The following is a 25,962-nucleotide window of genomic DNA, read 5'->3' on the forward strand; positions in this document are numbered from 1 at the left end:
GTTGGAGCTGAAGGTCTAGGCGATCGCCCTCTATTTACGTTTTATTCAAGCGTTGCAGCAGGGGTGCTATTGGCTAGCATGGAGCGACTGTTATACTTGAGAACACGAATTTAACACCATCACGATCCTCAGCCCTACAGCGGTTTGCAGCACCGCGTTCTCGTTATGACGTTAGAACAGCTTCAACAGCAGCTTGAGCGATATCGCGCCGCCAGTCAGGATCTTCAGCTTGAGCCGTTGGTAACCCAAGAAAAGCTGAAGCGGCTAGGTGTGGACTATCAAACAAAGCTGATTGACGAGTTAGAGCAGGCGATCGAAGATGCTCCAGGTCTTGATGAAAAGCTGATTTTTACCGGACATCGCGGCTGCGGTAAATCAACGCTGCTAGCGGAACTGGGATTTCGCCTGACCGATACGGGGCGCTACTTTGTCGTGATGTTTTCGATTGCCGATACGATCGAGCGATCGGCGGTGGATCATGTCAATATTCTGTTTTCGATGGCGGTTCAGATGCTGGAAGCGGCTGAAAAAGCCGAGGTCAAGCTGAAACCGGGCATCAAGAAGAACCTGTATGGTTGGCTCGGCAAACATACAAAAACAGAATCTCAAGCCGTCGAGGCGGAGATTGAAGCCCGGGGAGAGGCCAGCGTCAAAGGCGGCATTCCGCTGATTACTGAGTTTTTGGCGGCGATCCGATCAACGCTGAAAGTCAATTCGGTGGTGAGAGATGAGATCTCAACCGAGTTTGCCCGCAAGATTTCTGATTTGATCACTCAAATTAACGCGATTCAAACCTACATCAGCAATGCGACCAAGAAGCGCGTTTTAGTGATCATTGATGACTTAGATAAACTTGATCTGAGCGTCACCGAATCCATCTTCAGCAAAAATATTCAGCCCTTACTTGATCCAGGGTTTCAAATTCTCTACACCATTCCGATCGCAACACTGCGAGAGGTGTCTCTGAAGCGAGGTATCGAAGCCTATGTGAAGCAGATTCACACCATGCGGGTGGCGAAGTTTTTTAGCAAAGCGGTGGTGAGAGACTTGGATTGCACCCCGGACGCAGCCTGTGTTGCCCTGTTTACCGAAGTGCTCGACAAGCGCCTACCTGCGGAACTGATCGATCCGGATGTGAAGCAGCAAATGATTTTGAAGAGTGGCGGTGTGCTGCGCGAACTGATTCGGATTGTCGATCTCTGCTGTGATCTGTGTATGCAGGAACTTCGCGGACGCATTCGGCGATCGCGCTTCGACAAACCGCCCGTGATCATTGACCAGCAGGTGCTAGATACTGTGTTGACCGATTTGCAGATTGGTTATGCAGAACCCCTGGGACAGGTTGATTTTGATTTGCTGAAATTGATTTATGAACAGTTCAAGCCACAGGACGCAGAAAACCAGCGGTTTCTCGATTTGTTGCACGGACTGTATGTGCTGGAATATCGCAACGCGACCTTATGGTACGACCTCAACCCGATCGTGTTTGATTTGCTAGTGCAGGAAGGGGTGCTGGTATGACCATCACGGCTAATGCGCAGGAGCAGAATGCCGCAACCTATGAAGCACTGATTTCGCTGATTGAAAACAGCCAGGGGCGGCTGGCTCCGATTATTGTGGCCTGTGATGACTGGTTACTGCGGCAGCGAATCATCGAACAGTATGAAACAGAAGCACGGCAAGCCCAGATTCAACCGTATCGGGTGAGGCTGGGGCAAGAGCCGAGCGTGCGGGCAGCGCTGGCAAAGCTTAAAGATGAGCATGATTATCTTCAGCAGGGCGGGGAAGCCGTTTTTACGATTACAGGAGCAGAAGTACTGCTGCGGATCACGCTGAAGCCAGAGGACAAACAAAGCGAACTCGATAAGTTTTTTGGCTACTTGCAGTGGACCCGCGAGGGCCTGCGGGAATTTCGCTATCCGATTGTATTGTGGGTGACCTATCGCATTCTCAAAGACATGAGCCGTCGCGCCCCCGACTTTTGGAGCTGGCGCAAAGCTGTTCTGCGATTTGTTACAGAAACAGAACCCGCCATCTCTACCGTTGCCCAGCCATCCCTACCCACTAGCTCGATCACCCCCCAGTCAAACGACTTTTTGCCGCCGCTCAACGAACTGCAAGCAGAAATTCAACAGCTAGAAGCCACCGCGCCAACGTCTCCCAATTTAGCAACGCTGTACGACCAACTTGGGCGGGTCTATGCCCATCGAGTTGAAAGCGGAACGGCCACTAACCTAGAGCAAGAGCAAACCGCTGCGATCGCCGCCTTTCAAACGGCAATTCACCACTATCAGCAGTTCGACCGCAAATCGGCTCAAGCGGCTGCCCTCAACCGTCTAGGAAGTTTCTTGCAGTCTCAATCCAGATTCATTGATGCAATCACCTTCTATCAGCAGTCCTTAGAACTTGCACGCGAGATTGGCGATCGCCACGGCGAAGCTGCCTCGTTGTGCAATCTGGGGATTGCCTACGATTCCTTAGGACAATACCAGCAGGCAATCAACTTCCAGCAGCAGTCCTTAGCGATTGAACGCGAGATTGGCGATCGCCACGGTGAAGCTAGTTCGTTAGGCAATCTGGGGATTGCCTACGATTCCTTAGGACAATACCAGCAGGCGATCGACTTCCATCAGCAACACTATGCGATCTCACATGAAATTGGCGATCGCCACGGTGAAGCTAACTCGTTAGGCAATCTGGGGAATGCCTACCAGTCCTTAGGGCAATACCAGCAGGCGATCGACTTCCATCAGCAACACTATGCGATCTCACATGAAATTGGCGATCGTAACGGTGAAGCTAACTCGTTAGGCAATCTGGGGAATGCCTACCAGTCCTTAGGGCAATACCAGCAGGCGATCGACTTTTATCAGCAGTCCTTAGAAATTACACGCGAAATTGGCGATCGCCACGGTGAAGGAGCCTCACTGTTGAACATGGGCAATGCGCTAGTTCAGCTCGATCAGCATGATGAGGCATTGCAGAGCTATCAACAGGCATTAGTTATCTATGAAGCGTTAAAGCTTAACCACATGGTTGAACATTGCAAAGCCGCCATTGCAGAACACAACCAAATTGTTTTAGGTCAACTATGAATAGCACCCACTATTGGCGCAAGGATTAATGAAAATCAAAGTAGTTGTTCACGCGGCAGAAGAAGGGGGATTTTGGGCAGAGGTTCCAGCGATTCCGGGTTGTGCAACTCAGGGAGAAACATTTGAGGAGCTTTTGCAGAATCTCTATGAGGCGATCGAAGGTTGTTTATCGGTCGATCGCCACCCTCCCATGAGCTAAACCGTGGGCTGGGTTTGGAGCTGAAGTTCTAGGCGATCGCCCGGTTGGGGTTCGATCACCTGGGTGGTCAGATGGCGATCGCGGAGCCCAGATCGCACCTCATCCGTATTGCCCACCGCCCGCAAAAACGACACCAGCAAGCCCTCATACTGCACCTGCCCCGCCGCCGCCGTGGGCAGCATGACTTGCGGCGTCAGCCATTCCGCGGCCCGCAAAGCGCTCTCCCGTCCCTTGATGATTGGCCCCAGTAGCGGCAGTTCCAAATTCATCATGGGCGTAATCGCCACATCTACGGGCGCAAAGTCTTTCAGCGTCTCCGAGTGGAATCCATGGGGCTCATAGTAGAGCGATCGCCCCGTTTGTAGATCCTTCAGAATGTAGCCATTTTCCACCAGGGTCGGGCCAATCGGCGATCCGGGTACCGCTCGAATCTCCAAGCGATCGTCTAAACAATAGGTCTCGCCGTGGGGCAAGGCCACCACTTGGCTGTAGCCCATTTTCTGAACCACCGAAGCCGCATTCGGCGATCCCACAACCAGCCAATCGTGATTGAGGTGAGCTAGGGTGGCAGGGTGGGCATGGTCTTCCAGCCCTTGGGAGAGCAAAATTACATCGACATCCTCTGGCACCGGCACCGGCTGGGGGTGCGTCCCGCGAAATAACCAGGTCGCGCCACCAAACACCAAGTCGCCCACCAACCAGGGGTCTAGCAAAATGCGCTTGCCGCCAAGTTCAATCAGCCAACTGTTGCTGTCTAGCCAGGTTACATGCATGGGAACTCGCCAATAGGTCTACTCCTTAATTGTAAACACTTGTTACGTGCTGTGTTGGTCGAGGCGATCTAAACTGGTAGACCGGGGGACTAGACGCTAGCTGTTTGGCGATCGCCCGAGAACACCCCCAAATCCATCGTTTCTGGAGCGCAACTAGCCCCAGCATGTATGGTATGATCCTCAGTTTGTGACGTCTTGTGGTGATGGATCGGTTGAGTGCGGTCGTGCTCATGGCATGGTCTATTGTCCACCAGGCAAGGTTCAGACTTCAGCTAGCCCAAGATGGCTAAGACTCACAATTTGCCAACCGTGGGGGTCACGTCCTGCCCGGTTTTCGAGAAAAGTTGCGACTTCCTCTCGCCCTGATCACTTGTTTCACGAGGTTTAGAATGGCCAAACGCCGCAATCCGAAAAAAGAAAAAGCACTTAGAAACCAAGCCTACGCCCGTAAGTTCCGCAAACGTTCATCCGGTCGCTTTAGCCGCAATAGACGCTACGGCAACAACAGTTCGTCTGGTGGAGATGACGAGAGCAACTCGGATGAGTCGGAAGAAACGGAAGGTTCGTCTAATAACTAGACGATCTGAGCCGTGATCCCTTCCGGATTCATGAAGTCTATACACCGATCGGGTGAGTCGTTCCAGGCAACCTGATCTGTCTTGTAGGGTGGGCAATGCCCACCCTATTTGTGCTTTTAGGGGCCGTGCCTGCTGCATCGCATTCTGGAACCCTATCTAAGCGGATTCCGCTGAGGAGCGATCGCACAGTGCCTGTACCAACTCATGAAAGGAGAGCGCCGCTGGCGTATCTCCCAGTTTTTGCTGGAAATAGGTTGCCGCCTGCAGGCCCGAGGCGATCGCTCCTCCCACCTGCTGTCCTCCACACCAATCGCCACTACAGAGGAGCGGCAGCGGGGTTTGGGTGGCAATGTAGGGGCCTGGGTAGGGTCGCTGAGCAAAGGCATAGCGCCAGCGATGGACGTAGAGATCCACAGGCTGATCGAGCCAATCGTACAGCGCTTGAGCTGCCTGCTGTACGAGGATCATACCTGCTGGCTGCAGATCCTGAGCGTTTTGGTACTGGTCGGCAAAGGCGGCTGTGCTTTGAAAGACAAACACCGGCGGGGTAGCCTTATCCGGTATCAGGCTTGGACGTTTACTGGTTTCAAAGGAAATCCAGGCTAGATCGGGGTGGGTATCAAACTGAATGCCGTGCCAAGCCTGGGAATAGTCTAAAAATTCTCCCTGCTCATGGCTGTAGGTGGCGATCGCACTGATGCAGGGGGAAAACTCCACCGCTCGCACGGCATCCAACACGGGCAGAGGCAGCCCCAAGGGCGTCAACGGCGTCAGCAAGTCAACCGCCTGAGGCGCGGGAATGGCTAGCACTAGCGCATCGGCCCAAGTGTCAGGTTGCTCGTCTTCAAACGTGATCTGCCAGCCCTGCTTGGCCACCGGGGCGATCGCGGTCACCCGATGTTGGCGGCGAATATCTAGCCCCACGGCCAGCCATTTGGCAACCGCATTCACACCCTCTCGGGCGATATAACGACGGCTAGGAGCCAGAAAATGGCAGCTTCCATCCGACAACATTTGAGCGATCGCCCCCCGCCAAGCTCGCACCACATGGTGATCATGGAGCACTCCCAAGAGGTAGCGTAGGGCTTCCCCCTCTGGCTCCAGGTAGCGAACGCCGTGGTCAGCACAGGTGCTAGCCAGACGCCTTGTGGCCATGCGTCCTCCCACACCGCGAGACTTTTCATAAACCACAACCTGATGCCCGTACTGCTGGAGTGCCTGCGCACATACCAAACCCGCTATTCCTGCGCCTACCACTCCAATCGTTGCCATACGCTCACTATCGCTTAATGCACTGACGTTTAGATTACCGCGTCTTTTACCGGTGCGTCTGCTGTCTGCCGGGCATGGCACCCAAGCAGATCAGGACAGGTTACCCAGCCTTCGTTTAGACATGACTAGATTTGACCCATTTGACCCCTGGGAGATCGGCAGAACTTGAGCCGACCTTGGTAGACTGAAAACAATCCTAGGGCGATCGCCTCGTCCTTGGTAATCCTGACTCACATGACGTGGATGGGCCAGGCAGACCGGGAAGACCGCTTGTTGGTGTAGGTTTACTGCTGGTTGGAGGATGCTTGCGTGGATGAATTGAGAACCGCTCTAGAATTAGCAACGGATGAAGAACTCTCGGGGTTAACCAACGTTCTTTTCCACCGTCAGCTTAACCCGCTGGACTATCTCTGTGCGCCCGATCCCATCGATGTGCAAAGTCAAGATCGCTTGACCTGGCTAGATAGCGTAGAAGAACGCTTTCGCTTCCTAGCAGCGGATGGTGTGACGGTGATTCGTGGTCAGTCTGCCCAAGTCAGCTACCGGCAAGTGCTCATCCAAGTCTGTCGATACCTGAAAATTCCCTACTCTCAAGATTTCTCCACCCTCGACCTAGAATCCGAAATTTTTCTCCATTTACTGCAGCGGGCCTGCAAAAGCATGAACGCTGACGAACGCCGCCAGCTCAATCAGCGGATGCAGCGATCGCTCTCCCAACTACAATTTGCTCAGCCCCTGCCTGCCAACCTGCAGCAGAATCCCATGGGCGTGCTGCTGAAGGGAAGCAGTGCCCTTGCCCTCAGCGCCGTAGTGCGTCCGCTGGTCTTGCAGCAGCTAGCCCGCCAAATTGCCATCCACATGGCCACCTATCAAGTTGCTCAGCAGGCGATCGCCAAAGGTGGGGTGGCGATCGCCACCCAAATTCAGGCCCGCGCCGCCATGCAAACCGCCACCCGAGGCATTGTCCTCAACACGGCTCGCTACACAGCGGTGCGCAGCGTCTTAGCCGTGCTTGGCCCCGCCATGTGGGCTTGGTTCTTCGCCGATCTAGGCTGGCGGGCGATCGCCACTAACTACGGACGCATCATTCCCGTCGTCTTTACCCTGGCCCAAATTCGCCTAACCCGAGCCGACTGTTTTGGCACCGCCTGAGCCCTGACGGATCCCAAAACCAACCCTAGGGGGTTTCTTGACGGCTAAGCGATCGCTAGAATAGCTCAGTAGGCCGGCTAACGCTGAGGGGTTTAAGCCGTTACTTAGCCGTTACGTTTTCATAGATCATCCTGTGAGAGAGACACGGTTGTGACGACTGGTCATTCTGCCCAACAATCTACCCCCGCCACTGCGCTCAACTACTACCAACTGTTGGGCACCGATCCGTCGGCCTCCCCCCAAGCCATTCGCCAAGCCTACCGAGATCTCAGTAAGCTCTATCATCCAGACACAACAACCCTACCGGCAGCGATCGCAACGGCCAAGTTTCAAGACCTCAACGAAGCCTACGCCACCCTAAGCAGTCCCGATCGCCGCCTCACCTACGACATGAAGATGGGCTATTCTCGGGTATCCGTGATGCGTCCCCAGCCGTCTCTCTCCGAAACGGCCGCCTTCCGCAAGTCGTCTGCCTACCTCGATCCCATCGATCGCCCCCTCTCTGCCGGGGAGCTGTTTGCCCTGTTGATTTTGACGGTGACCTTTATTGGCTGTGTGCTGCTGGCGATCGCTGTGGGCCTGACTCGGGGAGAAGTCACCCTCCAAACTCCGGTGCCTGTGGTGCAGACCCAACCCACCCTCACCGTCCCAGCTCCATCACTGTCTACCAATCTACCGTCGTCTACCGATCCGCTCTCTACAGCTCCCCCAGCATTTGACCTGTCGCCCCAGCCAGCAGGGTTGCAGCCTGAGCGATCGGGGTTGGGAGAGTGACAGTTCGATACAATTGTATACACTTCCCCTCCGCGCCGGGGATAGCTCTGATTTGCCGTTTACCCTAGCGATAGGTCATGCCATGACATTACCGTCTACAGACACACCGTTATATAACCATCCATTACCCGATATTGAGCAGTGGCTTGCCTCCAAAGGCTGTCAGCAAGATGTCACCAACCTACATTGCTGGTCGTTGCATACGCCCGATTGGCAGGCCGAGATCACCATGGAGGTCGATTCCCTGGTGGTTCGCTATCTAAACGCCAGCGAGGATGGAGAAGATATTCAGCGCTCCTTCAAATATTCCCTAACCCGGCAAGACTTGGAGGAGGTGATCTTTTCCGATCCGCTGACTACATCCAAGCAAGATGCCTAGACAGTCCTAGGATAGTCTCCAAGGACAGTTTCCAAGACAGGATCTCTAGGGATGACTACGCCGTCGCGGAAAATAGGTCTAACGGCAAATGCCCATACATCTCGTTCAGTCCTTCCGCATAGGCAGATTGGCAGGACACGAGTACACCCCGGTGATCGCCAACATAGCGATCGCTGTAGAGCAGACCAGTTTTGGGATTGAACTTGATGTAGACAGGGCCGTCGATGGCCGTTAAGCCATCGGGCTGAACGGGATAGCCTAGGGCCGTTGCGTAGGCGACGAGGGCTGTCCTACCCTGATCTAGATGGTCGGCACAGATACCTAAGATTTGATAGTCGCTGTGCTGCGCCACCTGCTTGAGGGCTGCCTGCACCTGTTGGGGCGTGCTGGCGACGGGGTCAGAGCGATCGTAGTCAAACTGCTGGAGCATGGCTTGAGCCTGCTCTAGGGATAGGTTCTCAGAATTGGTTTGGATCATAGCGATCGCTCTCCTCTTGGGTCAAGCAGCTTGCATGGTGCCGGGTGCGGCTGCCTTGATTCAGCCCGGCCTTGTCTTCACAATAAAACAAGAGCATCCCTGCTCAACGTATTAGCGATAAAAATCTATGACCAACTCGGATTCTAGCTCCACCTCCATGACCCGCCTGCGCAACTTAGTGGTTGTGCTCGTCGCCGTAGCGCTGTCGGTCTCGGTCTTTTTAGGTATTCAAACCAAGTCTACGGGAACCTCCCTGGCTGCCCTTGCCGAAGCATCGGTTCCCCTAGACCTGGCGTTGACCAACGGCAAGCCAACGCTGGTGGAGTTTTACGCGAACTGGTGTACCTCGTGCCAAGCCATGGCCGGCGACATGGGAACGCTCAAGCAGACCTACAGCGATCGCCTCAACTTTGTCATGCTGAACGTAGACAATACCAAATGGCTGCCGGAAATGCTGCACTATCAAGTGGACGGCATTCCCCATTTTGTCTTTCTCGACCCTCAGGGGGAAGCGATCGCCAGCACCATTGGTGAACAGCCGCGGCCGGTGATGGCTGCGAATCTCGATGCGCTAATCGAAGGCGGCCCCTTGCCCTACCTGCAAGGCCGGGGTCGTGTTTCGGATGTGGAAACTCGCACCGTGGCACCATCCAGCAACGATGATCCCCGCAGCCACGGCAGTCAGGTCGTATCGCCCACGTAGATAGTTTTAGGGTACGGGCGTAATGGAGATGCGATCGCCCACGTCTAGACCCAGCTCTTCCGCCCGGCCGCCGCGCAGCTCAATCACCTGGGTGACTTGGGTATCGGGGCCGTAGGTGGGGCAGACGGCCTCTCGACAGGGCGGCACATCCTGGGCGATCGCCACCACCTCATCCCCAGCCAGGAAAATCATATCCAGGGAAATCTCAACATTCCGCATCCAAAACCGCGTAAACCGAGGGCGATCGAAGGGAAACAGCATCCCCCGGTCGTCGGGCAGGCTGGTGCGATACATCAAACCTAGGGCTTGCTGGTCTGGAGTTTGGGCCACTTCCAGCTCAATCACCTCCCCAGCAATCAGGGCCGTGGCGGTAATCGGCAAGGATTGGGCCTGGTCGTTAAGCTCAGGACTCTGGGATGTCTCAGAGGGCGGTGCTGTATCGGGAGAAGAAACGGTCACGGGCGGTTTGCTTGCAGGAGTGGACTCAGCCGTCGAGGGAGCCGCACAGCCCATGCTCATGATACTGAGGCTGATCATGAGGGCGATCGCAGAAGCAGAGTAAACCATAGCTTGCAGTTTTAAGTACATCAACGCTAGGCAGTGGTTGAGATCTCAAGCGATCGCGGTGGCCCAAACTGGCTCCATTCCCCTATTCGCTTGGATCTACACTCCACCCGCACTAATTGGACAAGTTGTTTGTGTCGGGATTTCGATCGCTATCCACCGGGATAGACGCGACCCATTATTTCATCCATGCTCAACCCTTGGTCAACCATGAGGGAACAGGTGTAGTTCAGCAGACGGCTAACGCGAACCTTAGGTTTCACGCAGCACATACCCAACCCCGCGCACGGTTTGAATCAGCCGCTTATCGCCATCATGTTCAATCTTGAGGCGCAGGTAGCGCACATACACCTCAATGACATTCGATTCACCCACGAAGTCATACCCCCAAACATTTTCAAGGATTTGCTCCCGCGTCAGTACATCCCTTGGATGTTCCATGAGAAACTTGAGCAGCTCAAATTCCTTCATCGTCAAGTCAATGGTGCGATCGCCCCGAATAGCTTGACGGGTGGATAGATCCAAAATCAAATCCCCAAAGCGTAGCTGCTCTGCATTGGGCGTGTCCGGCTGAAGGTAGAACCGGATGAGCCGCAGAAAATCATCCACGCGGTAGGGTTTGAGGAAATAGTCATCGGCTCCAGCAGCCAGGCAAGCCACCCGATCTTCCACCGACTCGCGCACCATCATCAAGACAATGGGAATGCGGCTACCGGAAGCCCGCAATTGCTCACAAAGTTCTATGCCCGATTCATTGGAGAGCATTCGATCCACCACAATCAAAGCTGGCTGAAACTCTTTGACCTGCTGAAGACCGACCATCGCATTACGGGCGATCGCCGGTTCATAGCCAGCTTCTTGGAGGTCGAGGCCAATCTGCTGAGCCAGAACATCATCTGTCTCAACCAGTAGGATTCGAGGGGGTTGATCAGCGATCGTTAAGTTCATCCCGATGTCGCTCACGCGGTAGAGCAGCTCCACTATTAAGAGGGTTACGTTACGCTAAAAAGACAAAAGCTGCTGAAACTGAAGGTCTCCAGCGAGTCTTACTTTATCATTGCGATGGATCACCACACTGATAACCCGCCATCATTCTAACGATGGTTGGTGCAATCAGGATGGTCAGTGCCATCAGGATAGCTGATTCTTGGATCGATCGACCGTGGTGATGAAGCTGAGAGTGCTGCGAACCCTTAATGCTTAGTTCTTGCTTCACCAGCTATGGCCTGGGCCCATATCGTTCTGTCACCCGCAAGGTCGGTTTGGTTGGCCACCCACAGATCTCGAAAACTTTCAGCCCAAGGCTCTTTTGGTATACCCTAGTTCACTCATCCTTCAGAGCCGCGTTGTGTAATATCTATGTCGATAGCCCGCCTCCTCAGTGCAATTGTTGCGATTATCCTGGCTCTTGGGATGATCTTTTTGGGTGGATGGTATTTCACGGCTGGGTTTGGCATCATTGTTTACCTCGGTCTACAAGAATACTTCCAGCTCGCTCGGGCTAAAAGCATCGCGCCTGCTGCCAAAACGACATTGATTGCTAGCCTCACCATGCTAGTCGTCGCTACTTTTTCCTCAGAGCTAGCCGATGCTGTCATGCCCGTCGCAGGCACCGTGATTTGCTTTTATCTCCTCTTCCAACCCAAATTTGCCACGATCGCTGACATTGCCACGTCGGTCATGGGCTTATTTTATGGCGGCTATCTCCCCAGTTATTGGGTACGACTGCGATCGCTGGAAAGCAACGCGGCCAGCTTGCCACTCTGGGGAGATTGGCCGCAAAACGGCTGGGCCCTGGAAGATCTCCCCCTAGGGCTAACCCTGACGCTGATTACCTTTGCCTGCATCTGGGCAGCGGATATTGGGGCCTATGTGTTTGGCAAACTCTATGGCAAAACTCGGCTCTCCGACCTCAGCCCCAAGAAGACCGTCGAGGGGGCTGTGTTTGGCATCACCGGCAGTATGCTCGTGGCGATCGCTGGGGCAAGGCTCCTAGAGTTTCCAGCGTTTTGGCTCACGGGAATTGCCCTAGGACTTCTGATTGGCGTAGCCAGCCTAATGGGCGACCTGACAGAATCCATGATGAAACGCGATGCCGGGGTCAAAGACTCCGGGCAGCTCATTCCCGGTCATGGCGGCATTTTGGATCGCACCGACAGCTATGTGTTCACCGCCCCCTTGGTCTACCATTTTGTCACCCTGCTACTACCTCTCTTGGGCTATACACGCTAGGGCTAAGACGTTCGCTTGTCTAAACCTATGCCATTTAAAAACCCAGGATGCGATCGCATCCTGGGCAGGCGTTTTGATAAGCCAGTCTTGATAAAAGGGTGACTGACGGTATTGAACTAAGATACCTACACCATAGTCAATCCACGATAAAGAACTATTCATAACAACGTCTTTCTTGATAATCCGTGATGATCTGCAACATTTAGCGATCCTTGATACAAACCTGAGTTCGATGACGTTATGAGTAGAAAACTCTATGAGTAGAAAACTCTATAGACAGAACCCTTATCCACCATGAAGAAGGGGTTGGACGACCCAGTCATCCAACCCCAAATCCATAGAATCTAATCGTCTGCGAAACAGGCTTAACAGAACTGGACTAACAGAGCATCCATCCTATCTAGGGAGAGCGATCGCCCTCCACTTCTCTATTGCTCAGTCGAACACTCCAACATCCGGAGAGTAGCAGCAGCAGCATAGTTCCGTTGAGCAGCGCTATCCGGTGCAAAGTTGCTTCCCCGCTCGTTCAAGGGCGAGGCAACGCCGCAGTAGGTAGACATTTGGCTAATCAGGGGGTTGGCCCAATGGCCATTAATGTCAGTGAAGTTGAACGACGCTTGATTACCTGGCAACGTCGTAGGCTGACCTTGGAGGGTCTGAGCATATTCTGCAGCGCGCCGGAGCACCGCCATCAGTTCTGCGCGGGTCACGGCTTGGGTCGGGCGGAAGTTGCCATCTTGATAGCCGGTGACGATGCCGCTTTGTTGGGCAAACTGGATCTTCGCTGCGCTCCAGCGAGAGGATGCCACATCGGGGAAGGGGTTACGGGAGGTAGCCGTAGGCAGTTCCATTTCCACGTCGGGCAAGGTTTGCAGCGACTCTAGCACCATGGAGACCAGTTGTTCCCGCGTCAGTTGGGCTTGGGGGCGGAAGGTGTTGTCTTCCATGAATCCGGCAATGAAGCCCATGGACACAGCGGTATTGATTTCCTGAGCATAGATATCGTTGGCAATGTCGCGGAAGCTAGAGTCGCCACCGGGATTGGGATCGGGCGCAGCGCCACCATCATCATAGGTGAGGTACACATGACCCAGGGTGCGTCCGTCATAGGTGCGCTTGGTGAACCGCCAGCCATCATCAAGGCTCAGTTTGGCGAAGTTATTGGTGACACCGTTGGAGCGACCAATTTCCAGGGTTTCACCCTGACCTCGGAAGGGAACGCCTACCAAAACCATTTCGCCATCCTTGCGGGTGACCCGTAGGCTGTACTGGGTTCCTAGGTCTTCACCATTCATGCGAATGGAGTAGCCATTACTATCCGTGCTGCGACCGCAGATGCCGGTGAAATCAAAGCTCAGCAAGAGGGGATCGATTTCAACGGGAGCATTACCCACTTCATTCCAGCAGCTTCGGGAATTGGAGACTTGTTCGAGGATCAAAAGCTGGTGAGAACTGCCGCCGCCAATGGGGGATGCCACGGCGACAAATTTGTTTTGATCAACGTCTTGCTGACCGAAGGGGCTGGAGGCGATCGCTGGGATAGCTGAGAACGCGCTCACGGAGATGGTAGTAGCAGCAGCGGTCAGGGCAGCGATGCGGTGGAGGAACGATTTCATAGATGACTCCTTAACAGATAGACGAGATTCTTTGGATGGGCAAGAACGTTGGTGTCTCTTGCGATGAATTCATCATCATCTAGCTGCCTAGGGGTTGGGGGGGGCGATCGGTCGGCTTTTTCAACTGGGCCAGATCGCCATCTTGGTCAGAACTGTTATTGCTCTAGACCCATAGCACTCAAACCCTTACAGATAAAGGGCTAACAAGCGATCGCCCCTCAGGGAGAGCATCATCTCCTCCAAGGGGCGATCGGGGGCCAGTTGGCCATCTGTCCTGTGGTATGGAACCTGTGGGGTAGACCTACAGGTCTTCCTCAGGCAGGGTCTGGGGCTGTCAGCGTGGGTTCAAGGGTGGCATAAACGGCCTCTACCTGGTCTGCCGCTTCCGCTGTAGCCGCAATCAACAGCAACAACACCCGCCCTGGCACCTGCCGCGCCAGCATCACCCCCTGCATGGGCTGAGTATTGCGGCCCATGGTGAGCGTTCCAGTCCAGGGCAGGCGGGCTCCATCGGTGACTGGCTCAAAAGCACCGACCTGCAACCCTTCCCCAGTACGGAAGGTATCGATCGCCACCTGAGATAGGGCTCCTGCATTCAAGTTCACATCAGCGGCACGGGGACGCAGGGCGACCGTGTAGGCCAGGGTGCGATCGGGGGATTCAAAAATGGGCACCCCCGCCAGCATGGTTTGGGTATAGTCTGCCAAGAGACCCACCTGAAAGCGCTGGCCTGGATCTTGATAACCCTCTTCTGCTAACGCCAAGCTAGGAGCTGGCGAGGTGGTGGCTTCAGGACTAGCCGGAGGTTCCTCAGCCGCTGTTGCCGGAGTCGCTGCTTCTGGAGATTCGTCAGCCGCTCCCTCCTCAGCCACCGGTGCCGGAGCTTCGCCAGCCGCTTCTGGGACTTCCTCAGCCGCCGGTGCCTCTTCTGAGACGGCCTCCGGTGTAGCAGGCGCTGGATCTTGGGCATAGACGGGCAGATACCACGGCTGTCCCTGCAGCAGAATCATCACAGCAGCCGTAAGACCAATTAAACCAATGAACCATTGGGTACGTTTCATAGGGTAGAGATGACGCAGTAGGACAGAACGAGATGATTAGCGACCAATGATACTGGTGGGTTCGCCCAGTAGACCGAAGAACACCCCTGCAACACAGCCGGTCATTAAGGTGGCGAGAGTCGCGCCCCAGAGAGCCTTGAAGCCTAGGGCAGAGATTTCGGAGCGCCGCTCTGGCACCAGCGCCGACAGACCTCCCACAAAGATGCCGTAGGACGCAAAGTGGGCAAACCCGCAGAGCACGTAGCTCACAATTAACAGGGAGCGATCGCTAATGGCTCCCGATTGGGATAATCCATTGAGGGCTAGGTAGGGGGGAATGTTGGTTTCAAAGAGCCGTTGCCCAATGAGAGTGGATGCCAGCCAAAGGTTTTGCCAATCTAGCGCCACTCCCGTTAAGAAGGTGAGAGGCAGGAAGAGCATCGCCATCAGGTTGCGCAACGGCTGCTGCAGGAATTCGGACAGCAGGGGGTTAACGTCTGCGCCATCGATCCACACGGCGATTTGGTTGAAGGGAGCGTTAAACAGCGCGATGACGCCAAGAATAGCAATCAAAACCGCTGCAATCCCCACGGCCATCTTCACCCCATCTAGGGCTCCAATGATCAAGCTATCCACCGGGGACGGCCGGTTCTCCGGGTTCCCTTCTGTCACATCATCAGGCACATGCCCCATGGTCTCGGGTTCGCCTATTTCGGGCACCAGCAGCTTGGAAATCACAAAGCAGGCGGGAATGGTCAAAATTGAGGCTGAGACCAAATGCCCAGCAATGTCGGGAAAGCTGCCCCGCAAAAATCCGGCATAGAGTCCTAAGACCGATGAAGCAATGGATCCAAAACAACTGGTGAGAATGGCGCAGAGTTCACTGCGGGTCATTTTCGGCAAGAAGGGCTTGACGGCGATCGCTGATTCGATGCCGACAAAAATATTGGCTGCTCCCGCTAAAGCCTCCGCGCCACTAATGTTCATGGTGCGTTTGAACACCCAGGCAAACACCCGCACCACGGGCTGAATGATATTGAGCCGATAGAGCAGAGCAACCAGCGCCGCAAAAAAGATCACCTGGGGTAATGCTCGAAAGGCTAGCACATAGGAGAAGCCTGGGTTTAAGGTATCTGGGCTAAGGCGATCGCCTGGAATGGCCACATAGGCATCCCCCACCGCCCGCGCAATCCAGCGACCGGCAGGCCCCGGCCCCGGATTGGCGACGGGATCTACAGCCAGGATGGATGTTGGCCCACCAAAGAGAAACTTAGCGCCAGCTTCCGAGGCATCGAGAATGGGGTTAATAATGTTGTTGATGCCATCAATCAAGTAGCTGCCTACTCCGAAGACCAGGATGCCCACCAACAATTGCAGCGTAATCCCAACAATTAAAACGTTCCATTGAATCACTCGGCGGTGTTCGGAGCCAAGCCAAGCAATGAAGCAAAGAACAAAAATCCCGACTAATGAAATGAGATTAAGGAGAAGGTTCACAGGTTTGACTGACTCCACGATAATTCGCAGGCTGCTGCAGAGGATGAATGCAGCGATCGCCACCGCCCTTCGACGTTGACTCTAGGGAATCATAGTATGATTTCTTGACGTTGCACGGCAGAAAGTTTGCGTTTTTTTGCAATCTAGACCGCAGCATCTTTGGGTGCAGAACGTGGATCCATCCCCTCATGGTTACGCCTGCCCTCCACCCCGGTGTCTAGAGCGGTAAAGACTAGTAGCGATCGCTCCCCAACGTCCAGATGCGAGTAGACCTGATAAGCTAAAGGCAGTCTTTCCGCCGACTCTGCTCCCACCGATGAGTCGAACCAGGTGCCCCTGTATCCAAGCCTTTGACCCAAGCGATCGCCCCGAAACACAGGGTATAGCCAGCATGATCACCCATACTTCCAGCTCGCTAATTCATGGATGCTTTTGACCCGACGCCGCCTCAATGGACTGAACCAGCCATTCATGCCCTGTCTTTTTGCTGTCCTCGCTGCGGCGCATCATCACAGCAGGCCAACCATGTATGGATTAACCGCCGCGCTCCCGTGATCAGCGATGACTATCGCCGTAAGTGGCAAGAGTTTTATGATTGTGAATGCGGTCAAGCTTGGTGGGCCTGGAGTAGCGATCGCCCGCCTCAGGATTGGCAGAAAAAAGATGGGGACGAGCCCTAGTACTGCAAGACAGAAGAACGAAGACAGAAAAACGAAGATAGAAAAACGAAAAGGAAGTCCAGGACACGCCAGGGTTCCCGTCTCAGCCCATAGGCGGGTTACTGACGCCTCAGGTACTAGAGCGATCAAGGACAGCTCCCTTGGGTACTCTACAGATTAGGGGCCAAGCAATTGAGCGATCGCCCGGTCTGCAATAGTCCGGACAGGGCGATTCCATCCTGGAATAAGCAAGCACAGATTGAGATGCAGGAGCCCATCATCTTTGGGTCTACTCGACGTTTTCGGGTCTACTTGACCATGAGCCTCCCTCCGTAGCCGTCGTCGCTCCTGCTTGCCAATCCTCAGTGAGATGCTCGTGTGAAGGAACTTTAGCCATGGCCAATGCAGAACACTTAGCGCTACTGAAGCAGGGCGTAGACGTATGGAACCACTGGCGAGGTACCTATCCGGCCTATGTCGATCTATCCGACGCGGATCTTCAAGGCATTCAGCTCCAGCGGGCTAATCTCAGCCAAACGGATTTCAGCAACGCCAATCTCAGCCAAGCCAATCTATCTCGGGCTGACCTCGGTCGGGTGATTTTGAGCGATGCCAATCTCACAGACGCCAACCTCAGTGAGGTCTACCTAGGCGAAGCCTACGTCAGCAATGCCAACCTGCGGGGCGCAAATCTCAGTGAAGCGGTACTGCGAGAGGCAATCTTTAGTGAAGCCTGTTTAGTGGGCTGCAACTTGGGTCATACGGATTTAAGACAATCTAACTTTCAGCGTGCCAATCTCAGTGATGCTAATTTGAGCGCCGCTGACCTTCGCTATGCTGACTTCAGTGCCGCTAATTTGGCAACAGCCCATCTCCGCTGGGCCAATCTGAGCCATGCCAATCTCAACCAGGCAAATTTGCAAGCAGCGAATTTAAGTGGAGCCAATCTAGCCTTTGTCACCCTAGTCCAAGCACTCTGTCGCGCCACGATTTTCAACCTCAGTGAGCTAGAGCAAGCCGACTTCAGCCAAGCTGACCTATCTGAGGCATCCTTGGTGGGAGCCAATCTCCTCAACGCGACGTTTACTGGCGTCGATCTCCGGCAGATTGATCTGCGGGGGGCCACCCAGGTGCCGATGGATCTGACGGTCAACACATCGGTGTAACCGATCATATCTATACAATTTTTCATCAGGAAACTATTTTCATCAGGAAACCGCCGCCTAGCGCTCGTTCACGCCCAAACATTCGCGTTATGAAGGCTGTAGGAATGATCATGGTCAGAACCAGACGCAGTCCATATGCTGTCTATGTGCAGTCTATGGAAGCGATCGCTCACCGTTCTCATTAGAAGAGATGGAATCCTAGGTTGAGCAAGAAGCTTGGGTGACGATCCGGCTAAAATAACGAGAATAGATTCTTCAAGAATCACTCATTCTTGCTGGCAGTCTTCTATACTTTGTCAACGGTGCTATCTGCAATGATGGACAGACTAGCCTCTGGTGCAAACCTAAAACCCATGAAAACCAAGGGCATCCATACCCTAAGGCTAGGATCACAGAGCAGGTGAGATGTATGGTGCGGTGCATCAAATCAACCTGATCGTTGAATTCTAGGGTTGATAGCTTGCAGCCTCAGGTGGCACTGTCTTGGGCAGCGATCGCCCCACGATGTATAACGAGATAACAACCATACCTGCCCTAAGTCGGGTGAACTAGTTAAAGATTCATGACTGCTAAGTTAGTCAGTTGCCCGTCTCTCTTGAAGACGTTATTAATATAAGGTCGAAGTGCTTTAAGCCACACCGATATCATCATTCATTTGATCATCACGCATTAACCGCCGTGCTAGAGGTTGCATACGGATGGAGTCGCTGAACAATCTACCGAATACTTCTGATTCAGACCAGGGTCATCACCCTGAGCAAGTTTTGGCCAAGATGAGCCAAGATTTGCAGCAGCTACAGCAAAGCTTAGTGGTTCAACTGAGCCAAGATGTAAGCCGACTTCAGACCGAGAAGTCAAAGCTGATGAACGATATTGACGCGCTGCAGTCTCAACGGCAAGACTTGACCACCCATCAAGAGACCACGCTCTCCCAGCAGCAAATTGCTCAGCAGCAAATTTGGGCTTCGCAAATGGCGCAAGCGATCGCCGATCATCTGCAAACCTTGATGGTACATCGCCTGGGCGAGATGCACCAAGAGCCCGATCGCTCTGAGCCAGCGCCCACCTTAGCCGATCGCCCCACTGCACCCGTGGGCCAGGATGACGCTACCTATCGAGTACTCAACTCCTTAGATGCTAGCCTCAACCAGACGCTCACCTCCGTCAAGCGTGACCTCAGCAGCTATCAAAGCTCCCTATCCCAACAGCTCAATCGGATGCAAACGATGCAGCAGCAGGGAGAAGCGATTTTAGAAGTGCTGGTGAGCCGTCTCAATCAACAGCTTCAAGACGAAGTGCGGCGATCGCAGGTGCGTCCTGCCGACCAAAATGGCTATATGGGATCTTCACCCAGCTCTTGGAGCCCATCTCCGCCTCCAGAGGGTTCTGTGGCAACCGCCTATCGTAACGGCTCCCCGGCCCCGATGGCGGCTCCTGCTCCATCGCCACCGTCCCAAGCGCTTTCCTCGTTCCAACTGGGCCTGATTATGGTGCTGGGGTCTACCCTGGCGCTGTCGCTCCACAACGTGGTGGTGGGCATCATTGGCAACGAAAGCAGCATTTTCAACATCTGGTCTCTAGGCGGATTTATTAGCCTGTCTAGCCTAGGCAACTCGATCCTGGTGCTGCTGATTCGCATGTTGATTGTGGTGCCGTTGATGACGTTGATTGCCATGGTCATCTACCCCAAAACCTGGAGCGAAATTAAGGGCTTTTGCCTCTCCCAAGACTATGGCTTGATGCGTAGCGTCGTAGGCAGCGGCTTCTTCCTCTTCCTGTCGCAGGTCTTAATCTATATTTCCATTGCCGGTGTGGGGCCAGGCGTCGCCGTGACGATTCTATTCATGTACCCCATTATTACCGCACCCCTAGCCTGGATATTTTTTGGCGATCGCCCTAGCTGGCTGCGTGTTGTAGTCATGATCGCCATTTTCCTAGGCGTTGTTCTCACCAGTTGGCCACGACTGGTCGGCACGGGTGAACTATCGATCTGGGGCATTGGCACGGCGATTATTTCCGGCATTGCCTTCGCCTTTTACCTCATTGCCATGCAGATTAGCTTCCGGAAACTGCATCCGGTGCCGGTTAGCGTCATCCAGTTTTTCACCATTTTTGTCTTGACTTGCCTCAGCCTGATTCTGCTACCGCTCACCAGTCCCATCACAGGGTTTGACTATGGCCTGTCCCTCAATCCCCAAGGGCGGGCAGGACTCTTGGCCAGCGGTTTTGTCCTGGGAGCCTTGACCTTGGTGGGCTACTTGATGAACAACTATGGCGTGCGCTACATGGGGGCGGCGCGGGCGTCGATTATTGCGTCCAGCGGGCCGGTGTTAACGGCTCTCCTGGCCTTTGTGATTACGCCGGGGCCCCGCACGGCCTTGGCCACGGTGCAAATTATTGGGGTCTTGATTGTCACGATTGGGGTGACGGCCATGAACTTTGAAAAGATGGTGATGCAACGCCCCAAAAAATCCTAACCCCATCCTCCCAGTACCGGAAGACAGAAGAACGAAAACAGAAGAACGAAAAAGAATCCAGGACATATGAGGTTTCCCGCCTCAGCCAATAGGCGGGTCACTTCCGCCTCAGAGTATTAGTTCAATCTTTCTAGCCAAACACATTCAGATCTGCTTGGGCAGCTAACTGGCGCAGGAACCAAATGCTGGCTGCCGAGTTGCCGATCGCATCTAAGGGTGGACTGTAGCAAGCGATCGCTCCCTGACGAGGCACCAAGGCCAGCACCGCACCGCTCACCCCCGACTTGGCAGGCAGACCCACCTCCACGGCAAACCGTCCAGAATACTGGTATAACCCGCAGGTCATCATCAAGGCGGTGACCAGTTGGCGATGGCGAGGGGCGATCGCTCCCGCCACCAGCAGCAAACCCAACTGGGCTAGGTCAGACACCGTGCCCGACAGACAGCAAAGCTGTTCATACACATCCAGCGCCTCGGCGGCGGAGGTCGCTAGATGATCCGTCACATCCAAATAACGGGCGATCGCTTGGTTCTGTTCATTGGGGCGATCGCGGACAGAGGCCAGAATCGTTTCATCCAACGTCAGATGGGTCTGGGCCTGGTCATTCAGCCATTGGCAAAGGCGATGACAGCGTTCATGGGGCGTGGCTCCTGGCAAACGACTGCAGAGGGCGATCGCTCCGCTGTTGATCATAGGATTACGTGGAAAGCCCCGATCGGCTTCGAGCTGGGCCAGGGAATTGTAGGCATGGTCGGAGGGCTGAATGCCCACACTGCGCAGCACCGATTCTGCGCCAACCTGCTCTAGGGCATAGAGCAAGATAAATGGCTTCATCACACTCATCAACGCAAATGGCAGGGGGCGATCGCCTACTTGTATGGTCTGCCCCGTAATCGTCAACAGGTGAACGGAAAATCCATCGGGATTTGCCTGGCCCAACGCGGGAATATAGGTGGGTAATTGCCCCGACTGCGTATGCTGCTGGGCGTTGTTTGCCAAAGACTCAAGCGCATCTACCGAAACCAAATCTAATGGAATCACAGTTGCCCTTTCCTAATTGGTTTTGCTAAGTAGGTGGACTCAATTCACGGAAGCTGGCCGGGTTTCGACTCCGCCCAACCCTCTTCTCATCAAGATTTGAGGAGCAGGGAAACCTGGATCTACGAGCGGCGAATGTTCAGACAACACCAGTCTTTGCGCCGCCAAAGCGTGGCCACAATCCAACCATGTTGCTCTAGGGTATCGGCCACGGGCTTCGCTTGCTCAATCAGCAATCCACTGAGCACCCCCCAGGTACTTGGCTTAGCAATGTCCCCCATCATGGGAATCAAGTCGAGAATCACCTCGGCCAAGATGTTGCATAAAATGCCGTCCACTGGCTCCGTCAATTGGGCAAGCAAGTCCGACAAACTGCCCTTTTGCACCATCAACTGATGTTTGGAAATATGGTTCATATCTCGATTGGTGCGCGTTGAGCGTACGGCCAGGGGATCGGTATCGACCGCGTAGATATGGGCAGCTCCCATCAAAGCCGCCGCAATCGACAGGATGCCCGACCCGCAGCCGATATCAGCAATCACCAAATTATCGCCACCTTCGGGCGTGGTGGCGGTAGCGCCCAAGCGCATTTCCAGCGCTTCTAAGCAAAGCTGAGTGGTGGCATGGGCACCGGTGCCAAAGGCGGCCCCAGGGTCTAGCTTGAGAATCAGGCGATCGCTGTTGGTGGGTGGCTCTATCCAGGATGGATTGATTAAGAGGCGATCGCCAATTTCTTGGGGATGCCAGTAGGTTTTCCAACTGCTGGCCCAGTCTTCTTCATCAATCAGTTGCCAGCGCACCGTGGGCGTGGGCAAACCGGTAAAGGTAGCATCCTGCTGCAGCCAAATGGACAGCGCCGACAGATCTAAAAGCTGGGCTTCAAACTGAGGCAAATAGGCTTTCATCAAACAGTTGCTGCCGTTGGTCTCACTAGACGTACCTCGGCACCCAAACTTTTCCAGCCGCCAGAAGACTAGCTCCTCGGCATTTGCATCGCATAAAACTTGAATTTCCCACCAGCTATTGACCAAGACAACTGTCCCTCATATTGGACGATGAAACTGCCCTCTACCCTATGATGATGCTCAGAACCCACCTCACAGAGTAGGGGGTAATTCAACCCTTAGGTCTAATCCTGTGGCCGATCTTAATGATTGGGGCTCACCGACATATCACCGCAGGGATCCCAGCCCACCCGACCGAAGCAGCGATCGCTCTGCCGCCCATCTGAGCCAAGCTAGAGAGCGATCGCTCTGAGGTCTAGGTATTGGCACCCAAGGCCACGGTGTAGGCCTCACGAATGCCTGGCACCTTGGTGATCTCTGCCAAAATTCCATCCGGCAGGGGATCATCAATGCTCAAGACCATCACCGCATCACCACGGACAATCTTCCGTCCCACCTGCATACTGGCAATATTGACATTGAAACTACCCAAGAGGGATCCAATTTTGCCAATAATGCCCGGCATATCGCGGTGCAGGGTGAACAGCATATAGCGATTGGGCGGCACATTTACCGGGAAGCCATCAATGTTGGTGATCCGGATTTCGCCGTCGCCCAAAATCACGCCGGTGACGGAATGGCTGCCCATGGAACCCTTAGCTTCCAGCATCAACGATCCCGTGTAGTCTTTCACCGAGGCATCTCGGGTTTCGATGACGTGAATTCCCCGTTCCTTGGCTTCGATGGTGGCGTTCACATAGTTCACCCGCTCCTGCAGCGCATGGGAGAGCAACCCCTTAAGGGCCGCAATCACCAAGGGCTGACTTTCGTTGACCGCTAGATCACCCTGCAAGCGAATATTGAGGGACTCGATGCGTCCGCCAGCCATTTGGCTGACCAAGTTGCCCAAGGTTTCCGCCAAGGCCAAGTAGGGGCGCAGTTTTTCCAAGAGATCAGGGCGCAGGCCAGGAATATTCACCGCCGATCGCGCCGGCAGCCCCAGCAGCACATCCCGAATTTGCTCGGCCACGTCAATAGCCACGTTCACCTGAGCTTCTTCCGTGGATGCACCTAGGTGTGGCGTCAGAATGACCTCAGTCCCCAGATCCCGCAACGGCGAATCACCCAAGGGTTCCTCTTCATAGACATCCAGCGCCGCCCCGGCAATCTTGCCCTGCTTCAGAGCTTCCGCCAACGCCAGCTCATCAATGATACCGCCGCGAGCGCAGTTGATGAGGCGGGCTGTGGGTTTCATCTTATTTAGCATCTCTGCATTGATGAGATGATAGGTTTCGGGCGTCTTGGGCAAATGTAGGGTGATGTAGTCAGAGTCTTGGATCAGTAAATCTAGCTCCACCAACTGGCAGCCAATTTGCTCCGCCCGCTCCATAGACAGGAACGGATCGTAGGCCAACAGGCGCATACCCATAGCCCGGGCGATCGTGGCAACGTGGGAGCCAATTTTACCGAGCCCCACAACCCCTAAGGTTTTCTTATAGACCTCAACCCCAGTGAACCGCTTGCGATCCCACTGGTTTGCCTTCAGGGATTGGTTGGCATCAGGGATATGGCGAGACAGGGACAACATCATGGCTACTGCATGTTCTGCAGCGGCAACGGTATTGCCTTCGGGGGAATTGACAACGATGATCCCGCGCCGAGTAGCCGCTTGCACGTCTACGTTATCAACGCCGACCCCAGCCCGACCGATGATTTTGAGCTGAGATCCTGCCTCAATCACCTCTTTCGTCACGCGGGTACCCGACCGGATCATCAGGGCGTCGTACTCTGGAATGCAGTGAATCAGCTCATCAACCGATAGCTTGGTTTTGACATCAACCTGAGCGACCTGGGACAAAATATCAATTCCGACTTTATCAATCGGATCAGAAACGAGAACCTTTGGCATGATCAGCAGATATGTTGAGTAACACAAACAACCTCAAAGTGGAGCGATCGCACCACTTTGCTTAAATACGGAGTGGCGACTGAGGCATACAGGAGCACTATGGGAGCAGCGAGGGCAAAAACCACTCAAGACCCTATGCGGCTGCACATCAGTCTGAATGGTGCAAAAATCTCGTGGCACTGTGGGAGCAGACAACAACTAGAAATCGCCCAAGTGTCAATTCTACTGGGTTTTGTCCAGCTTCTAAACCGAATTCAGAGAGTTTTCTATAGTACAGACAACGGGCGATCGCTCGATCCCTGCCACAGGAAGCAGCGTTTCAGCAAGTTTCCATACTTTCTCTCTCATTACTAGAGATCAAAACTTCAGCGCTCAACCCAGCGAGGAGCGATCGCCTGTACTATCGCACAACACCGAGTACGCACCTAGACTCCACTCATCAAAAATCATCACAAGATGGATACTTGCTATTGTAGTTCAAGCGTACTATAGTGGCGAATGTCAAGCCTAGTTAATAGGCGTAACTCAAAATTAAGTGTGTCTTTAAGCATCAAACCTGCTGCATGAATCAGGTGTCCTATTTGATGGAAGTGACTTTAATGGATCCCAAATCTACGATTGGGATAGGGAGCATTAAAAGCCATAAAAGTTGCTTACATCACCTAGGAGAATGCTTTATGCAAAACCCATCAACGGTTAAAGCAATTATGCAATCCACTCTGAATGCAATTGATAAGCTCAAGAAATTGGTTGAAAAGCACAAGTCTAAATTTACTTCTTCTGAAAGAGAAGATGTTATTCAGAATCTTAGGGACTTAGAAAATACAATCAACGCATCAATGGGCAGAGGATCTCCTCCATCTCCTCCCTATGAGAAATGAAAAAATCGCTTGATTAAAATCTTTATACGCTGACAATCGTAAGATTCAAAATGTAGTGTCAATGAAGTGCCCAAATACTAGCATCACTTCATTGCGCTACACTTAATGAATCTCCATTAATTTGGTTTTTGAAGAGATCAAGTACGATTGAGCTATTGCTTTCGAACTAAAGCAGCTTCAAGTTGCCTAGTTAAGCTGTTAACGTAATTCTCTAAAATCTGAGATGATCCTGAAATCCGCAAAAGCTCAGGGTGAACTTTTATCTGAGACAATGCTGCTCTGTATGAATCAAAACCAGAACCTCCTTGCTTATAGTCACTAGCAAGGTACCTAAGCTCGATTTCACATTCATCTAAAGCCTTAAGACTATATTGTAGCCAAAGTACGCAGTTTCTGATGTCTTTCTGAAAGTTAGAATTAACCAGATTGGGATTAGAACTAATACCAGTTCAATGTGAGGCGGCATAGAACAGTGCTTCCAGGATAAAGTCGTAGGCAGAAACTGATGCAACCTGCTCCAGTGTTAGTTGATCCA

At 53.7% G+C, this 25,962-nt stretch carries 24 protein-coding genes; 13 read left to right on the forward strand and 11 right to left on the reverse strand.

The annotated features are described in order from the left end of the window. Positions 1-165: 165 nt before the first annotated feature. From JUJ53_RS04825 to JUJ53_RS04835, 3 genes are read left to right on the forward strand one after another with little or no spacing between them, the layout of a single operon-like run. Positions 166-1,521 carry a P-loop NTPase fold protein gene (locus JUJ53_RS04825; protein WP_204150849.1) on the forward strand — a complete coding sequence of 452 codons (1,356 nt, stop codon included), beginning with the start codon at positions 166-168 and terminating at the stop codon, positions 1,519-1,521. Continuing rightward, positions 1,518-3,095, forward strand: coding sequence for a tetratricopeptide repeat protein (locus JUJ53_RS04830; protein WP_204150850.1), 1,578 nt, complete (start codon positions 1,518-1,520; stop codon positions 3,093-3,095). Before JUJ53_RS04825 ends, JUJ53_RS04830 begins: the two co-directional genes overlap by 4 nt. A gap of 28 nt (positions 3,096-3,123) precedes the next feature. Continuing rightward, positions 3,124-3,294, forward strand: a complete 171-nt coding sequence (locus JUJ53_RS04835; RefSeq protein ID WP_204150851.1) for a type II toxin-antitoxin system HicB family antitoxin — start codon at positions 3,124-3,126, stop codon at positions 3,292-3,294. On the opposite strand, the gene JUJ53_RS04840 is transcribed toward JUJ53_RS04835, so the two are convergent. Beyond that, positions 3,291-4,067, reverse strand: coding sequence for an MBL fold metallo-hydrolase (locus JUJ53_RS04840; protein ID WP_204150852.1), 777 nt, complete (start codon positions 4,065-4,067; stop codon positions 3,291-3,293). The two genes, JUJ53_RS04835 and JUJ53_RS04840, sit on opposite strands and share 4 nt — an antisense overlap. A 389-nt stretch (positions 4,068-4,456) precedes the next feature. Here JUJ53_RS04840 and JUJ53_RS04845 point away from each other — a divergent pair, with 389 nt between their 5' ends. Beyond that, positions 4,457-4,645, forward strand: a complete 189-nt coding sequence (locus JUJ53_RS04845) for a hypothetical protein (RefSeq protein WP_204150853.1) — start codon at positions 4,457-4,459, stop codon at positions 4,643-4,645. Positions 4,646-4,801: 156 nt separating this feature from the next. On the opposite strand, the gene JUJ53_RS04850 is transcribed toward JUJ53_RS04845, so the two are convergent. Then, positions 4,802-5,917: an FAD-dependent oxidoreductase gene (locus tag JUJ53_RS04850; protein ID WP_204150854.1), complete on the reverse strand. Its 1,116-nt coding sequence runs from the start codon at positions 5,915-5,917 to the stop codon at positions 4,802-4,804. A gap of 309 nt (positions 5,918-6,226) precedes the next feature. Between JUJ53_RS04850 and JUJ53_RS04855 the strand changes: the two genes are divergently transcribed. From JUJ53_RS04855 to JUJ53_RS04865, 3 genes are all read left to right on the forward strand, one after another. Beyond that, positions 6,227-7,069, forward strand: a complete 843-nt coding sequence (locus JUJ53_RS04855; RefSeq protein WP_204150855.1) for a hypothetical protein — start codon at positions 6,227-6,229, stop codon at positions 7,067-7,069. 150 nt (positions 7,070-7,219) lie between these two features. Beyond that, positions 7,220-7,843 (forward strand): J domain-containing protein, encoded by a 624-nt coding sequence (locus JUJ53_RS04860; protein WP_204150856.1) that lies wholly within the window; start codon positions 7,220-7,222, stop codon positions 7,841-7,843. An 82-nt stretch (positions 7,844-7,925) separates the two neighbouring features. Continuing rightward, entirely contained in the window at positions 7,926-8,222 is a 297-nt protein-coding gene (locus JUJ53_RS04865) for a DUF3143 domain-containing protein (RefSeq protein WP_204150857.1), read from the forward strand. A 55-nt stretch (positions 8,223-8,277) separates the two neighbouring features. Here the strand turns inward: JUJ53_RS04865 and JUJ53_RS04870 are convergent, their stop codons facing one another. After that, on the reverse strand, positions 8,278-8,700 hold the full coding sequence (locus JUJ53_RS04870; protein ID WP_204150858.1) for a DUF1824 family protein: 423 nt from the start codon (positions 8,698-8,700) through the stop codon (positions 8,278-8,280). A 127-nt stretch (positions 8,701-8,827) separates the two neighbouring features. Here JUJ53_RS04870 and JUJ53_RS04875 point away from each other — a divergent pair, with 127 nt between their 5' ends. Beyond that, positions 8,828-9,403, forward strand: coding sequence for a thioredoxin family protein (locus tag JUJ53_RS04875; protein WP_204150859.1), 576 nt, complete (start codon positions 8,828-8,830; stop codon positions 9,401-9,403). A gap of 6 nt (positions 9,404-9,409) precedes the next feature. Here the strand turns inward: JUJ53_RS04875 and JUJ53_RS04880 are convergent, their stop codons facing one another. After that, positions 9,410-9,970, reverse strand: coding sequence for a DUF192 domain-containing protein (locus tag JUJ53_RS04880; protein WP_239124779.1), 561 nt, complete (start codon positions 9,968-9,970; stop codon positions 9,410-9,412). A gap of 249 nt (positions 9,971-10,219) precedes the next feature. Next, complete coding sequence (locus tag JUJ53_RS04885) at positions 10,220-10,915, reverse strand: response regulator transcription factor NblR (RefSeq protein ID WP_204150860.1); 696 nt, start codon at positions 10,913-10,915, stop codon at positions 10,220-10,222. A gap of 411 nt (positions 10,916-11,326) precedes the next feature. Here JUJ53_RS04885 and JUJ53_RS04890 point away from each other — a divergent pair, with 411 nt between their 5' ends. Further along, positions 11,327-12,199, forward strand: coding sequence for a phosphatidate cytidylyltransferase (locus JUJ53_RS04890; RefSeq protein ID WP_204150861.1), 873 nt, complete (start codon positions 11,327-11,329; stop codon positions 12,197-12,199). A gap of 428 nt (positions 12,200-12,627) precedes the next feature. On the opposite strand, the gene JUJ53_RS04895 is transcribed toward JUJ53_RS04890, so the two are convergent. The 3 genes from JUJ53_RS04895 to JUJ53_RS04905 all read right to left on the reverse strand — a co-directional run bounded on the left by JUJ53_RS04895 (position 12,628) and on the right by JUJ53_RS04905 (position 16,352). Beyond that, positions 12,628-13,815, reverse strand: coding sequence for a DUF3747 domain-containing protein (locus JUJ53_RS04895; RefSeq protein WP_204150862.1), 1,188 nt, complete (start codon positions 13,813-13,815; stop codon positions 12,628-12,630). A gap of 314 nt (positions 13,816-14,129) precedes the next feature. Beyond that, complete coding sequence (locus JUJ53_RS04900) at positions 14,130-14,876, reverse strand: hypothetical protein (protein WP_204150863.1); 747 nt, start codon at positions 14,874-14,876, stop codon at positions 14,130-14,132. Positions 14,877-14,912: 36 nt separating this feature from the next. Then, complete coding sequence (locus JUJ53_RS04905) at positions 14,913-16,352, reverse strand: nucleoside transporter C-terminal domain-containing protein (protein ID WP_204150864.1); 1,440 nt, start codon at positions 16,350-16,352, stop codon at positions 14,913-14,915. 422 nt (positions 16,353-16,774) lie between these two features. On the opposite strand from JUJ53_RS04905, the gene JUJ53_RS04910 reads away from it, so the two are divergent. The 3 genes from JUJ53_RS04910 (at position 16,775) to JUJ53_RS04920 (ending at position 20,654) form a co-directional block, all read left to right on the forward strand. Further along, positions 16,775-17,032 (forward strand): hypothetical protein, encoded by a 258-nt coding sequence (locus JUJ53_RS04910; protein ID WP_204150865.1) that lies wholly within the window; start codon positions 16,775-16,777, stop codon positions 17,030-17,032. Between the two features lie 374 nt (positions 17,033-17,406). Next, on the forward strand, positions 17,407-18,177 hold the full coding sequence (locus JUJ53_RS04915) for a pentapeptide repeat-containing protein (protein WP_204150866.1): 771 nt from the start codon (positions 17,407-17,409) through the stop codon (positions 18,175-18,177). 698 nt (positions 18,178-18,875) lie between these two features. Then, positions 18,876-20,654 carry a DMT family transporter gene (locus JUJ53_RS04920; protein ID WP_204150867.1) on the forward strand — a complete coding sequence of 593 codons (1,779 nt, stop codon included), beginning with the start codon at positions 18,876-18,878 and terminating at the stop codon, positions 20,652-20,654. A gap of 130 nt (positions 20,655-20,784) precedes the next feature. Here the strand turns inward: JUJ53_RS04920 and glsA are convergent, their stop codons facing one another. The 3 genes from glsA to serA form a co-directional block, all read right to left on the reverse strand. After that, positions 20,785-21,696, reverse strand: coding sequence for a glutaminase A (glsA, locus tag JUJ53_RS04925; protein WP_343327889.1), 912 nt, complete (start codon positions 21,694-21,696; stop codon positions 20,785-20,787). Positions 21,697-21,815: 119 nt separating this feature from the next. After that, positions 21,816-22,724: a 50S ribosomal protein L11 methyltransferase gene (gene prmA / locus JUJ53_RS04930; protein WP_204150868.1), complete on the reverse strand. Its 909-nt coding sequence runs from the start codon at positions 22,722-22,724 to the stop codon at positions 21,816-21,818. Between the two features lie 229 nt (positions 22,725-22,953). Next, the gene (serA, locus tag JUJ53_RS04935; RefSeq protein WP_204150869.1) at positions 22,954-24,546 is read right to left on the reverse strand and encodes a phosphoglycerate dehydrogenase; all 1,593 of its coding nucleotides are present in this window, start codon (positions 24,544-24,546) and stop codon (positions 22,954-22,956) included. 677 nt (positions 24,547-25,223) lie between these two features. Between serA and JUJ53_RS04940 the strand changes: the two genes are divergently transcribed. Continuing rightward, positions 25,224-25,427 (forward strand): hypothetical protein, encoded by a 204-nt coding sequence (locus JUJ53_RS04940; RefSeq protein ID WP_204150870.1) that lies wholly within the window; start codon positions 25,224-25,226, stop codon positions 25,425-25,427. Positions 25,428-25,962: the final 535 nt, after the last annotated feature.

It is taken from the genome of Leptolyngbya sp. CCY15150, from assembly GCF_016888135.1.
GTDB lineage: Bacteria > Cyanobacteriota > Cyanobacteriia > RECH01 > RECH01 > RECH01.